Annotated in this window: 12 protein-coding genes; 5 read left to right on the forward strand and 7 right to left on the reverse strand. The window is 74.0% G+C overall.

The window, feature by feature from the left end; translation table 11 throughout:
- Window positions 1-5: 5 nt before the first annotated feature.
- Together HOQ23_RS02430 and HOQ23_RS02435 are read right to left on the reverse strand one after the other, a co-directional pair.
- A complete protein-coding gene (locus HOQ23_RS02430) occupies window positions 6-1,103 on the reverse strand; it encodes an NAD(P)H-binding protein (RefSeq protein ID WP_172211475.1) in 1,098 nt (365 codons plus the stop codon).
- A gap of 66 nt (window positions 1,104-1,169) precedes the next feature.
- The gene (locus tag HOQ23_RS02435; RefSeq protein WP_172211477.1) at window positions 1,170-1,850 is read right to left on the reverse strand and encodes a YitT family protein; all 681 of its coding nucleotides are present in this window, start codon (window positions 1,848-1,850) and stop codon (window positions 1,170-1,172) included.
- Between the two features lie 61 nt (window positions 1,851-1,911).
- Between HOQ23_RS02435 and HOQ23_RS02440 the strand changes: the two genes are divergently transcribed.
- Entirely contained in the window at window positions 1,912-3,357 is a 1,446-nt protein-coding gene (locus HOQ23_RS02440) for a PLP-dependent aminotransferase family protein (RefSeq protein ID WP_172211479.1), read from the forward strand.
- 3 nt (window positions 3,358-3,360) lie between these two features.
- On the opposite strand, the gene serA is transcribed toward HOQ23_RS02440, so the two are convergent.
- Complete coding sequence (serA, locus tag HOQ23_RS02445; RefSeq protein WP_367650331.1) at window positions 3,361-4,947, reverse strand: phosphoglycerate dehydrogenase; 1,587 nt, start codon at window positions 4,945-4,947, stop codon at window positions 3,361-3,363.
- A 364-nt stretch (window positions 4,948-5,311) separates the two neighbouring features.
- Between serA and HOQ23_RS02450 the strand changes: the two genes are divergently transcribed.
- A complete protein-coding gene (locus HOQ23_RS02450; protein ID WP_172211483.1) occupies window positions 5,312-5,968 on the forward strand; it encodes an AAA family ATPase in 657 nt (218 codons plus the stop codon).
- Here the strand turns inward: HOQ23_RS02450 and HOQ23_RS02455 are convergent.
- The 3 genes from HOQ23_RS02455 to HOQ23_RS02465 form a co-directional block, all read right to left on the reverse strand.
- The gene (locus tag HOQ23_RS02455; protein WP_172211485.1) at window positions 5,944-6,399 is read right to left on the reverse strand and encodes an MSMEG_6728 family protein; all 456 of its coding nucleotides are present in this window, start codon (window positions 6,397-6,399) and stop codon (window positions 5,944-5,946) included. The genes HOQ23_RS02450 and HOQ23_RS02455 overlap by 25 nt on opposite strands.
- A gap of 26 nt (window positions 6,400-6,425) precedes the next feature.
- The gene (locus HOQ23_RS02460) at window positions 6,426-6,953 is read right to left on the reverse strand and encodes a GNAT family N-acetyltransferase (protein ID WP_172211487.1); all 528 of its coding nucleotides are present in this window, start codon (window positions 6,951-6,953) and stop codon (window positions 6,426-6,428) included.
- A gap of 85 nt (window positions 6,954-7,038) precedes the next feature.
- Window positions 7,039-8,307, reverse strand: coding sequence for an HNH endonuclease signature motif containing protein (locus HOQ23_RS02465; RefSeq protein WP_172211489.1), 1,269 nt, complete (start codon window positions 8,305-8,307; stop codon window positions 7,039-7,041).
- A gap of 194 nt (window positions 8,308-8,501) precedes the next feature.
- Here HOQ23_RS02465 and HOQ23_RS02470 point away from each other — a divergent pair, with 194 nt between their 5' ends.
- A complete protein-coding gene (locus tag HOQ23_RS02470) occupies window positions 8,502-9,485 on the forward strand; it encodes an RNA polymerase subunit sigma-70 (protein ID WP_216653452.1) in 984 nt (327 codons plus the stop codon).
- A gap of 46 nt (window positions 9,486-9,531) precedes the next feature.
- On the opposite strand, the gene HOQ23_RS02475 is transcribed toward HOQ23_RS02470, so the two are convergent.
- Complete coding sequence (locus HOQ23_RS02475) at window positions 9,532-10,239, reverse strand: DsbA family oxidoreductase (protein ID WP_172211493.1); 708 nt, start codon at window positions 10,237-10,239, stop codon at window positions 9,532-9,534.
- Between the two features lie 164 nt (window positions 10,240-10,403).
- On the opposite strand from HOQ23_RS02475, the gene HOQ23_RS02480 reads away from it, so the two are divergent.
- Entirely contained in the window at window positions 10,404-11,303 is a 900-nt protein-coding gene (locus HOQ23_RS02480) for an ABC transporter ATP-binding protein (RefSeq protein ID WP_172211495.1), read from the forward strand.
- Window positions 11,300-12,154 carry an ABC transporter permease gene (locus tag HOQ23_RS02485; protein ID WP_253945040.1) on the forward strand — a complete coding sequence of 285 codons (855 nt, stop codon included), beginning with the start codon at window positions 11,300-11,302 and terminating at the stop codon, window positions 12,152-12,154. The genes HOQ23_RS02480 and HOQ23_RS02485 overlap by 4 nt, the downstream gene beginning before the upstream one ends.
- Window positions 12,155-12,292 lie beyond the last annotated feature (138 nt).

The raw sequence follows: 12,292 nt of genomic DNA on the forward strand, positions 1-12,292 counted from the left end.
GCCGCTCAGATGTCGGTCGGCATCATCTGGGTGCCGTTCTTCATCCGCTCCTTGAAGCTGCCGGTGGGGAACTCGCGGTCCTTGAGCTTGTCCATGAAGCCGCGCAGGGTGCGGGTGCCGTACGCCGGGGCGACGTGGTCCACGACCGACCAGTACTTCGCGGCCTCGAGGTAGAACGCGACCGGCTTGAGCTGCTTGCTGATCCTGCCGAGCCGGGTCAGGCGGGCGATCTTCTTGTCCCACGAGGCCATCGTGACCACGTTGAACTCCGGAGCCCGGCCCAGCACGTCGAACATCATCTCGCCGGCCGCCTTCAGCGTCACGACGTTGTCGGGGACCCACGGCCCGCCCACCGGCAGCACCCGACGGTAGGAGTCCGGCGCGAGCACCTGGTTGACGATGAACTCCGCGAGGTCCTCGCGCGCGATCGGGTTCACGACGCTGTACTCGCCGTGGTCGAAGATCCGGTAGGGCTCGCCGTTCTTGACGTCGCCGAAGGTCATCGACAGGTAGGGGTAGTACGCCGTGGGGCGCACGATCGTCCAGTTCAGCCGGCCGTGGTGCTCGCCGATCAGCTCGCCCTCGACCTGGAGCTTGTAGACCTGCGGGATCAGCTCGGGGCGGTAGGCACCGAAGTCGCTGATGTGGATGAACTGCTCGACCTGGTGCGCGACGGCCGAGCGGATGCCGTTGACGACGGCGTCGTGGTCGACGACCTCGCACTCCGCCGCGTCGTTCGGCTTGCGCCCGCTCAGCAGCGAGATCACCACGGCGGTCGGCGCCGCGGCGACCGCGGACTCCACGTCGCTCGCGCGGGTCGGGTCGCCCACGACGATCTCGGCCTCGGCGTAGTCGGGGTCGTTCTTGGTCTCGGCGCTGCGGGCCAGCACCGCCGGGCGGTAGCCACGCGCGGCCAGCTCCTTCACCACCGCGCGCCCGATGTAGCCGGTGCCGCCGAGCAGGAGCACCCGCTCACCGTCGCCGGTGCCGACCGGTCCGGTGACGTACGTCGTGGACTCCGTCTCCAGCAGTCGTGCACGCAGCTCGCGGCTGTGGCGCTGGGACGCGGCGACGTCGAGGTCGGTGATGGTGCTGAAGGCCATGGGTGCTGCTCCCTCTCCGGCAGGATGGCGGCCCGAAGGCCATGACCGAGATCATATATCCTGCTATCAGGCGGCGGAGCAGTGGTCGCGAACCCCGCCGACCTCCACGGTCCAGGCCGGCAGCCACCACTGCGTCAGCGGCCCGATCGCGAGGGCGTAGAGCACCGTCCCTGCCCCCAGTGCGCCCCCGAGGGCCAGCCCGACCAGGACCACCGCGACCTCGATGCCGGTGCGGACCAGCCCGAGGGACCGTCCGGTACGTCGTGCCAGGCCGGTCATCAGCCCGTCGCGCGGGCCGCGCCCCAGCTGGGCGCCGATGTACATCGCCCCCGCGGCCCCGCACAGCGCCACTCCGCCGACGCACAGCGCCACGCGCCACCCCGCCCCGGCCGGCGCGTCGAGCAGGGCGAGGGTGGCGTCGGCGGACATGCCCACCACGAGGGCGTTCGAGACCGTCCCGAGCCCGGGCGCCTCGCGCAGCGGGATCCACAGCACGAGCACCACGAAGCTCATCACCACGACCGCCTGGCCCAGGCTCATCGGCAGGTGCCGGATGAGCCCGGAGTGCAGCACGTCCCACGGCGCCAGGCCGAGGTTGCCGCGGACCATCATCGCCAGCGAGACGCCGTAGAACACGAGCCCGACGTAGAGCTGCGGGACCCGGCGCGCCAGCCGGCCGGCGCGCAGCTGTGCGAGCGGGCCCAGGTCGGCCAGACCGCCGGGACCGGGAGAGGGAGTGCGCGCCATGGGTCCAGTCCATCGCGGATTGGCCTGCCCGCACAGTGCCAATCGTGGAAGGGTGGCCTGCATGGACCGGACCACCGTGCTCTCGGCCGCGCGCCTGGCCACCCTGGTCGAGGGCTTCGCCCGCACCCCGTCGTACGCCGGGCTGGCCACCGCGATCACCCTCCTCGTCGGCGACGGCCGCATCCCCGCGGGCTCGCGCCTGCCCAGCGAGCGCGAGCTCGGCGCCGCCCTCGGGCTGTCCCGGGCCACGGTCACCCGGGCCTACGCCACCCTGGTCGAGCAGCGCTGCGCCGAGGCCCGCCGCGGCGCCGGGACCTTCGTGCGGGTGCCTGCCGGTCGCGCCCGCGCGCACGACCGGGCCCTGATGCCCCGCCCGGGGGACCACGACGCCATCGACCTGGGCTGCGCGGCCACCTCCGCGCCCGGCGAGCTCGCAGCGGCGTACGCCGAGGCGGCCGCGCAGATGCCCGCCCACCTCGGCGGCCACGGCTACTTCCCCGCGGGACTGCCCGGGCTCCAGGCCGCGATCGCCGCGGCGTACGACGCCCGCGGGCTGCCCACCGACCCGGCCCAGGTCATGGTGACGCCGGGCGCCCTGGCGGCGGCCGCCGTGGTCGCGCGGGCGTTCAGCGGGCCCGGCGAGCGGGTCGCGGTGGAGTCGCCGGCCTACCCCAACGCCGTCGACGCGCTGCGCCACACCGGCGCCCGCCTGGTCGAGCTGCCGGTCGACCCCGGCGGATGGGACCTCGACGCGGTCGGCGCCGTCCTGCGCCGGGCCCGTCCGCGGCTGGCCTACCTGGTCCCGGACTTCCAGAACCCCACCGGGCACCTGATGGACGACGCCGCCCGCGAGGAGTACGCCGCGCACCTGCGCGCCAGCGGCACCGTCCCCGTGGTGGACGAGGCCCACCAGGCCCTCGCCCTCGACGGGCAGACGATGCCGCGCCCGTTCGCGGCGTACGCCTCGGACGCGGTGAGCATCGGCAGCGCGAGCAAGAGCTTCTGGGGCGGCCTGCGGCTGGGCTGGATCCGGGCACCGCACGCCGCCGTCGACCGGCTCACCCGGGCCCGGGTCACCTCCGACCTCGGCGCGCCGGTGCTCGAGCAGCTGGTGCTGGAGCGGCTGCTGGCCGGCGGCCCGGTGCTCCCGGGCCACCTGGCACGCCTGCGCGAGCAACGGGACACCCTCGCCGCCGCGCTCGCCCGCGAGCTCCCCGAGTGGCGCTTCCGCCTCCCCGGCGGTGGCCTGGCGCTGTGGTGCGAGCTGCCCGCGCCGCTCGGCACGGCGCTGGTCGCCGAGGCGGAGCGCCGCGGCGTGATCCTGACCCCCGGGCCGGTGTTCGCCGCCGCGGGCGGGCTCGACCGGTTCGTGCGCATCCCGTGGACGCGTCCGGTCGCCGAGCTCGAGGAGGCGGTACGCCGTGTCGCCGCGGCGTGGGCGGTCGTCCGCGGCAGCACCGGCGCCGCGATCGGCGGGGCGCCCCGCGCCCGCGTGGTGGTCGCCTGAGGCTCAGCCCAGGTCGACGGCGCGCACGGTCGCGGCGTCCAGGGAGCGCTCGATCTCCTCGAGCGCGCCGGTGGGGATCACCGAGTCGACCGAGAGCGCGACCAGCGCGCGCCCGCCGCGGCTGTCGCGCGCGACCTGCATGCCGGCGATGTTGACGCCCGACTCCCCCAGCACCCGGCCGAGGACCCCGACCATGCCGGGCCGGTCGGTGTAGGTGAAGAACGCGAGGTGGTCGGTCGGCTCCAGGTCGACGTCGAAGCCGTTGACCTCGACCAGCCGCTCGCGCTGGGCCAGCCCGACCAGGGTGCCGCTGACCGACACCTGTGCGCCGTCGGCCATGGTCCCGCGCAGGGTGATCAGGTTGCGGTGGTCGGGGCTCTCGGGGTCCACCACCAGGCGCACCATGGTGCCGCGCTCCGCGGCGAGGAGCGGGACGTTGACGTAGGAGACCGGTCCCCCGACGACGTCGCCGAACATCCCCTTGAGCGCGGCCAGCTCGAGGACCTTCACGTCGTGGTCGGTGATCTCGCCGCGGACCTCGACGTCGACCTGCTGGGCCAGGCCGCCGGCCAGGCCGGTGAAGATCCGCCCGAGCTTCTCCGTCAGCGGGATGCCGGGGCGCACGTCCTCGGCGATCACGCCGCCCTGGACGTTGACCGCGTCGGGCACCAGGTCGCCGGCGAGCGCCAGACGCACCGAGCGCGCGACCGCGAGGCCGGCCTTCTCCTGGGCCTCGACGGTGGAGGCCCCGAGGTGCGGCGTCGCCACGACGTTGTCGAGCGCGAGCAGCGGGCTCTCGACGCCCGACTCGTCGGCGAACACGTCGAGCCCGGCCGCGGCCACCCGGCCCTCGACCAGCGCGGCGTGCAGCGCCGTCTCGTCGACGATGCCGCCGCGGGCGGCGTTGACGAGCACCAGCGACGCCTTGACCCGGCGCAGCTCGGCCTCGCCGATCAGCCCGGTGGTCTCGCTGGTGCGCGGCAGGTGCACCGAGATGAAGTCGGACTCGGCGAGCAGGGTGTCGAGGTCGACGAGACGCACGCCCATCTGCGCGGCCCGCCCGGCCTGCACGTAGGGGTCGTGGGCCACCACCCTCATCCCGAAGGCGGTCAGCCGCTGCGCGACCAGCACCCCGATCCGGCCGAGGCCGAGGATGCCGACGGTCTTGTCGAACAGCTCGGTGCCCACGAACGGGGTGCGGTCCCAGCTCCCGGCTCGCAGGGCGGCGTGGGCCGGGCTGACGCGACGGGCCGCGGCCAGCATCAGCGCGACCGTCAGCTCGGCCACCGACACGACGTTCGAGGTGGGTGCCGTGACGACCATGACGCCGGCGTGCGTCGCCGCGCGTACGTCGACGTTGTCCAGCCCGACGCCGGCGCGGGCGACGACCCGCAGGCGGGGCGCCGCGGCCAGCAGCTCGGCGTCGACGCCGGTCCGGGAGCGCACCAGGAGCGCCTCCGCCTCGGCGACCGCGGCCAGCAGCGCGGCGCGGTCGGTGCCCTCGCAGCGGCGCACGTCGAAGTCCGGCCCGAGCGCCTCGACGGTGGCGGGGCTCAGGGGTTCGGCGATGAGGACGACGGGCTTGCTCACAGCGGGCGTTCCTAGATGGTCGGAGGATCGGCCCCGGGCCGGGAGGCGAGGAGGCCGGTGGTGCACGACGCTGTGCCGACCGCCGAGCCTACCCGAGCAAATCGGTGGCACCGGTGCCGCCCGAGCCCGTAGCGTCGCCGGTCCCAGCCCCGTCGCCAGGCAGGTCCCGTTGCTCCTTTGAGGTCGCTCACCCACCCGTGACCACCCCTCACCTCGGAGCACCCCATGTCTGCATCCGCCGCGATCTCGTTCACCGCGCTCACCTTCACCTGGCCCGACGGCTCCCCCGCCCTGCGCGACCTCGACCTCCTCGTGCCGCCCGGCCGACCGGGCCGAGGCGGAGGCGACGCTGGCCAAGCGCCGCGTGCAGGGCCGCGCCGCGCAGCTCGGCGGCGGGATCCCCCGCATCGTCGCCGGCTCCCTGCGCAGCTCCGCCGAGGGCTCGGCGGCCCAGCTGCGCCGGGTCCAGGAGGAGCGGCTGGCGGCCGCCCGCGCCCGCCTCGACGACGCGGAGTCCCGGTTGCGCGAGGACCGCGAGATCCGCGTCGACCTGCCCGGCACCCACGTACCGCGAGGGCGGACCGTGCTGACCACGCGCTCGCTGGTGCTGCGCACCGGAGCCCGGGTCGACCTGGACCTGCTCGACGACACCCGCAGCGTGGTGGCCAACGTGCGCGAGCACGCGCCGGGCACCGAGGAGGTCGTCGTACGCGCCCGGCTGGCGAGGTTCCTGTTCCGCGGCCGCGCGGGCGACCGGTCGGTGGGCGTGCTGTCCGGCGGGGAGCGGTTCCGCGCCACGCTCGCCGCGGTGCTGCTCGCCGACCCCGCTCCGCAGCTGCTGCTCCTCGACGAGCCGACCAACAACCTCGACTTCGCCTCCCACGACGCCCTGGTCTCCGCCCTCGCGGCGTACCGGGGCGCCCTGGTGGTCGCCAGCCACGACCAGCGGTTCCTCGAGGAGATCGGTGTGGACCGCCTCGTCGACCTCGGGGCCGATCAGTCCGCGGAGGGCCAGACGTAGGGCAGGTCGTCGGGCACGTCGGGGAACCGCGAGCGGTAGAAGCCCGGGTCCTTGCGCACCAGCGCCGAGCGGTGGCTGCGGTGGAAGTCCTCGTCCCCGAGCCACGGCGGCAGCGCGTCCGCCCGCCCCAGGTCGTCCTGGCCGCGGACCCGCTCCACCCCGACCCCGGCGAGGTCGCTGCGGATGGTCGCCGCGCACGTGTCCGCGCGCCCCTCCTCCACCCAGACCTCGCAGCAGGTGAGCGCGTAGCGCCCCAGCGCCTCGACGTACCCCCGCCACATCCGCACCGCCGGGTGGTGGCGCCACCCGTACCCCGGCACGATCAGCCCGCGGATCACCTGGATCCCCTCCACCCGCTGCTTGCCCAGCCGGCGCGCGTCGAGGACCCGGGCCGAGGCCTCGAAGTCGGGGTAGGGCAGGAATGTCTGCACGCGACACCGGTGACCCGTTCGAGCCCTCAGAGCCGCAACGTCGTGACCAGGTTGGTCCCGAAGATGGTTTCCTCACTGGCCGTCTCGGTGAATCCGAGCTTTGCCAGCACACGGCGAGAAGCGGTGTTCCAGTCCCAGACCGAGGCCCACAGCCGCTCGTGGCCGGACGATCTCGCCCAGTCCAGCACCGCCCACGATGCCTCGGTCGCGTATCCCTGTCCCCAGCAGCGGCGGAGGAGCTCGAACGCCAGCTCCGGTTCTCGGGCCTCCTGTCGGCGCTCGGTCAGGCCGCAGTAGCCGATGGCTTCGCCCACGCCCTTCCGCTCGACCGCCAGCAACGCGACGGGCGATGCCGTGCTGCGACGGATCGCCTCCTCGACCTCTGCGAGCGTCGGGTGCCCGTCCGCGTCGATGCGGCGGTGCGGCGGCACCCGGGGATCGCGTTCGAGCCACAGCTCGCGCCGGATGGCGGCCTCGCTCACCCGCCAGGGCCGGAGCACGAGACGATCGGTCTCGAGCACGACCTCACCGCCCTGAGCCGCTCCGGCTGCCATGACTCCCCTTCCACGAGTGAGGCGCGCACCTGCCGCGATCGGGCGGGCAGTGCCGCCGATGATCCTCGACCACTGCCGTCGCGGTCTACGTCCGTCTGGCGAAGCGGAGGTCGCCGTTCGGCATCCGCTGGTGGAGGTAGCGGTCGTCGTGGATCAGATGATGGTGGTGGGAGCAGAGGAGCAGGGCGTTCGCGAGGTCGGTCCTCCCTCCCGCGGACCACGGCTTCAGATGATGTGCCTCGCACCAGGTGGCGGGCATCGAGCAGCCGTCCGCGCGGCACTCCCGGTCCCGGATCGCCAGCGCCTTGCGCTGGCCCGGGCTGAACAGCCTCGTGGCGTGTCCGAGGTCGAGCGGCACCGACCGGGTGCCCAGCACCGCCGGCACCAGACCCGCCGTGCAGGCGAGACGCCGGGCCTCGCCCGCGGTGATCCGGGAGCCGTCCGCCAGCGTCGCGGTGCCGAGGCCAGCGGTGAGGGTGGCGAGGTCCATCGTGATCACCAACGTCGTCGCGTCCCCGCCGTGGAGCGGGAGCCGGGCCGGGTCGAGGGCCTCTATCAGCGAGCAGAACGCCTCACCCAGCCGCCGCTCGTAGGGCACCCGCCGCCCATCCGCCTCTGCGCCAGCCTGTTCGCCGTTCTCCTTGCGGGGGTTGGTGAACGCCTCCAGCATCGTGGTCACCCGCAACGCCACACTCTCGGGCACCCGCGCCCGGATGAATGCGGTGCCGTCGCCGTGGTGCTGCACCGACAGCGTCGTACGCCGCCGAGCCGCCCGCTCGGCCGCCTCCAGCTGTCGCCGTTCCAGCTCCTCTGCCCACTGCGGCGCGACCACCTCGAGCAGCCGCTCCCCCAACCGGCGCAGCTCCCGCGGACCGAAGCCGACCGCCTGCTCCACCAGATAGACCTCCGCCCGGACCAGGACCTCGGCCCACTCCTCCGCCGGGGCCTCCACCAGGTCACGCCCGCAGGCCAGCTCGTCGAGGGCAGCCACGATCACCTGGGCCTGGTCGACGCTCATCCGCCTGCCCAGCAGCCCCAGACCGACCCGGTGCCAGCGCTGCTCGCACGCCACCCCGAGCCGCTGCGCCCGACGTGTCGTGGTCAGCGAGTCATGGGTGCGGTGCGTCAACCACGAGGCGACGTCCCGGTGCCCCTCCGCGTCCGCCACGTCCTCGGCGCACCCGACCAGCCGCGCCAGCACCGCCTGCGCCCGCGACGACGCCGACGCCGCCATCAGCAACGCCTGCCGCTTCGTCGCCACGGGAAGGAACACCGGGTCCCGCTCGACCACCCGGTCCAGGTCGGCGTGCAGGCGCTCCAGATCCACCAGATAGGGATCGAGCGTTTCGGCCATCCGGGCCTCCCTGGACCAGGTGCTGCGGAGCTCTACGACATGGCTTCATCGTAGAGACGACCGGGGACATTTCCGGGCCCGTGATCCCCCGGGTGATGAGTTCTGCCGCCCCTGGCCGTCACACGTACGACACGACACCCACGCGACGCCGAGGATGGACGATGAGTGCGGACACACGACTGCAGGAGCCCGGCATGAGCAACCCGGACGAGGCCCACGAGCCCGACGACGCGGCGTTCTCACGACTGACCGAGCGGCACCGCCGCGAGCTGCACGTGCACTGCTACCGGATGCTCGGGTCCTTCGAGGACGCCGAGGACACCGTGCAGGAGACCCTCCTTCGTGCCTGGCGGCGCCGGGAGACCTTCGAGGGGCGCTCGACGTGGCGCGCCTGGTTGTACGGCATCGCCACCCACGCCTGCCTCGACCTGCTCGCCAGGCGCCGGCCCGCGGCGGCCACCGGCGGCGAGGTGCGGTGGCTGCAGCCCTATCCCGACCACCTGCTCGACGAGGTCGCGGCGGACGACGCCCAGCAGCCGGAGGCGCGGGTGGTCGCGCAGGAGACGATCGAGCTGGCCTACCTGGTCGCCGTCCAGCACCTCGCGCCGCGCCCGCGCGCCGTGCTGATCCTGCGCGACGTGCTCGGCTGGCCCGCCCGTGACACAGCAGAGCTCCTCGGGGACTCCGTGAACTCGGTGAACAGCGCGCTCCAGCGGGCCCGCGCCGGCATGCGTGCCCATCTGCCGGCCGAGCGGCAGGACTGGACCCACGGCGGGGAGGACGCCGCGACCCGCGAGCTGGTACGCCGCTTCACCGACGCCAGCCTCGCCACCGACGTCGGCGCCCTCGCCGCGCTGCTGCGCGAGGACGTGCGCTGCTCGATGCCGCCGACGCCCGGCCTGTTCATCGGGCGGGACGCGGTGGTGGCGGACTGGGTCCAGGACGGCTTCGAGGACCTGGGGCGCATGCGCGCCGTACCCACCTCGGTGAACCGGCAGCCGGCCGTCGCCTTCTACCTCTGGCAGGAATCGGCGGGCGCGTACCTGCCGCTGACGGTCGACGCCCTGCGCATCAGCGGCGGGGCGATCACCGAGATCCTCACCTTCCACGCCGACCGGTTCGGCCCGCTCGGGCTCCCCGAGCGCCTGACGGAGGACGGCCATGACCGGGACGCCTGACACCAGGGTCGCGGCGGCCCCGGCGGTCACCCGGGCCGGGTGAGCCTCAGATCGCGCAGCCGTCCGGCCCGCAGGCCTCGGCGTCGCCGCCGACGGTCTGGAGCACCGGGTGGCTCTCGGCCCAGACCTGCTCGAGCACCTGGGTGAAGACCTCCGTGGGCTGGGCGCCGGAGATGCCGTAGGTGCCCTCGACGACGAAGAACGGCACCCCGGTGGCGCCGTACGCGCGCGCCTGGGCGACGTCGGCGGCCACCGCCTCGGCGTACTCCTCGCCCGCCAGCACGGCGTCCACGCGCTCGGCGTCGAGCCCGGCGGCGAGGGCGGCAGCACGCAGGACGGCGTGGTCGCCGATGTCCTCGGCGCGGGTGAAGTACGCCGCGAGCAGCTCCTCCTTGAGGGTGCCCTGGAGGGCCGGGCCGCCGGTCTCGAGCGCGAGGTGCAGCAGCCGGTGGGCGTCGACGGTGTTGGTGTGCACGGTGTCGAGCAGGCGCAGCTCGAGGCCGTCGGCGGCCGCGGTCTCCATCAGCCCGCCGACCATCTCGCGCACCTGCTCCTCGGGACGGCCCATCTTGCGCGACAGCGAGACGACGCTGGGCTCGGTGCCGTGCTGGGGCGCTGCGGGGTCGAGCTCGAAGGAGCGGTAGACCACCTCGACCTCGTCGGCGTGCTCGAATCCCGCCAGGGCCGCCTCCAGGCGCCGCTTGCCGACGTAGCACCACGGGCAGACGACGTCACTCCAGATCTCGATGCGCATGCCGGTCGAACCTCCGCCCGCCCTCCCGCATTCCCCCGCGCTCGCCCGGGCCCCCCGGCACCGCCCCCGAGGCCCGACCCCGAGGGGCGTCGGGGTCGGCTCAGGGGCGGGTCAGGCAGCTTCCCCGATGTGGTCGGGGCCACCGACGCCGCAGGCTCGGAGCCATGATCACCGTCGAGTCCCTGACCAAGAGGTACGGCGCCTTCACCGCCGTCGATGACATCTCCTTCACGGCGCGGCCCGGCCGCGTCACCGGCTTCCTCGGCCCCAACGGCGCCGGCAAGTCCACCTCGATGCGCATCCTGGTCGGCCTCACCCCGCCGACCTCGGGCACCGCGACCGTGCTGGGGCGGCGCTTCGCCGACCTGCCCAACCCGGGCCGCGAGATCGGCGTGCTGCTGGACGCCTCGGCCCAGCACGCCGGGCGCACCGGCCGCGAGATCCTCACCCTCGCCGCGCTCACCATGGGCCTGCCCCGGCGCCGGGTGGCCGAGACCCTCGCCCATGTCGGCCTCACCGAGGCCGAGGCGGAGCGCCGGGTGCGCCACTACTCCCTGGGCATGCGCCAGCGCCTGGGCATCGCCACCGCCCTGATCGGCGACCCCGAGGTGCTGGTGCTCGACGAGCCCGCCAACGGCCTCGACCCCGCCGGCATCCGGGCGATGCGCGACCTGCTGCGCGGGTACGCCGACCGCGGCGGCACCGTGCTGCTCTCCAGCCACCTGCTGCACGAGATCGAGGTCATCGCCGACGACATCGTCGTCATCGGCCACGGCCGCATCGTCGCCCAGGGCACGAAGGCCGAGCTGCTCGCCGCCGCCGGCACGGTCGTCCGCGCGGCCGACCCGGACCGCCTCGCCCGCGCCCTCGAGGGCGCCGGCCTCACCGTCACCGCCGCCGTCGACGGGGCGCTGCGCACCGACGCCGAGCTCACCCAGGTCGGGCAGCTCGCCCACGCCGCCGGCGTACCCCTCACCGAGCTCAGGTCCGCCGACGGCGCCGGCCTGGAGGAGATGTTCCTGGAGCTCACCGCCGAGACCCAGCGCGAAGGAGCAGCAGCATGAGCACCACATCCACGAGGCCCACGGGAGCCACCGGCGCCCTCGAGGCGAGCGACCCGCTCGCCACGATCGCCGAGCAGCACACCGGGCCGCGCACACCGCCCGCACCGATCCCGCTGTCGCGCGTGGTGCGCGTCGAGCTGCGCAAGATGTTCGACACCCGCTCCGGCTTCTGGCTGATGACCGGCATCGCGATCCTCGCGCTGGCCGCGACCGCCGCGGTGATCGCCTTCGCCCCGGACGCCGACCTCACCTACGAGTCGTTCGCGACGGCGATCGGCGTCCCGATGGCCGTGATCCTGCCGGTCGTGGCGATCCTCGCGGTCACCAGCGAGTGGAGCCAGCGCACCGGGCTCACGACGTTCACCCTGGTGCCGGCCCGGGGCCGCGTGCTCGCGGTCAAGGCAGGCCTCGCGGTCCTCATCGGGGTGGTCTCGATGTTCCTCGCGGCCGCCATCGGCGCGGTCGGCAACATCGTCGGCAGCAACATCGCCGGCGTCGACACGGTCTGGAACATCGCCGCCAGCAACTTGGCGACGATCGTGCTCGCCAACGTGCTCGGCCTGCTGGTCGGCTTCATGCTCGGCACGCTGCTGCGCAGCTCGGCGGCCGCGATCGTGGGGTACTTCGTCTACTCCTTCGTGCTGCCCAGCGCGACCAGCGCCCTGGCCGCCGCGCAGGACTGGTACCGCGACCTCGGCCCGTGGATCGACTTCAACTACGCCATGGCCCCGCTCTTCGACGGCGTCCCCACCGGCGAGCAGTGGGCCCAGCTGGCCACCTCCGGCACCATCTGGCTGCTGGTCCCGCTCGCCGTCGGCCTGCGCCTCATCCTCCGCGCCGAGGTGAAGTAGCTCGTCGAGATGGGCCGACCTCACCATCGAGATGCGCTCCCCTCACACACGAACAGGGCCTCCCCCACAGCAGCTGCTGTGAGGGAGGCCCTGTTCGATGTGCTGACTGCTCCTCAGCGGGTCGCGGTACCTATTTGC

Source organism: Nocardioides sp. zg-DK7169, from assembly GCF_013155365.1.
Classification (GTDB): Bacteria; Actinomycetota; Actinomycetes; order Propionibacteriales; family Nocardioidaceae; genus Nocardioides.

Excerpts from the sequence above, each read along its gene's own strand:
- HOQ23_RS02470 (WP_216653452.1), top strand. The coding sequence starts at position 8,502 with ATGAGCAACCCGGACGAGGCCCACGAGCCCGACGACGCGGCGTTCTCA.
- HOQ23_RS02485 (WP_253945040.1), top strand. The coding sequence starts at position 11,300 with ATGAGCACCACATCCACGAGGCCCACGGGAGCCACCGGCGCCCTCGAG.
- HOQ23_RS02460 (WP_172211487.1), bottom strand. The coding sequence starts at position 6,953 with ATGGCAGCCGGAGCGGCTCAGGGCGGTGAGGTCGTGCTCGAGACCGAT.
- HOQ23_RS02475 (WP_172211493.1), bottom strand. The coding sequence starts at position 10,239 with ATGCGCATCGAGATCTGGAGTGACGTCGTCTGCCCGTGGTGCTACGTC.
- HOQ23_RS02430 (WP_172211475.1), bottom strand. The coding sequence starts at position 1,103 with ATGGCCTTCAGCACCATCACCGACCTCGACGTCGCCGCGTCCCAGCGC.
- HOQ23_RS02465 (WP_172211489.1), bottom strand. The coding sequence starts at position 8,307 with ATGGCCGAAACGCTCGATCCCTATCTGGTGGATCTGGAGCGCCTGCAC.
- HOQ23_RS02480 (WP_172211495.1), top strand. The coding sequence starts at position 10,404 with ATGATCACCGTCGAGTCCCTGACCAAGAGGTACGGCGCCTTCACCGCC.
- HOQ23_RS02440 (WP_172211479.1), top strand. The coding sequence starts at position 1,912 with ATGGACCGGACCACCGTGCTCTCGGCCGCGCGCCTGGCCACCCTGGTC.
- HOQ23_RS02435 (WP_172211477.1), bottom strand. The coding sequence starts at position 1,850 with ATGGCGCGCACTCCCTCTCCCGGTCCCGGCGGTCTGGCCGACCTGGGC.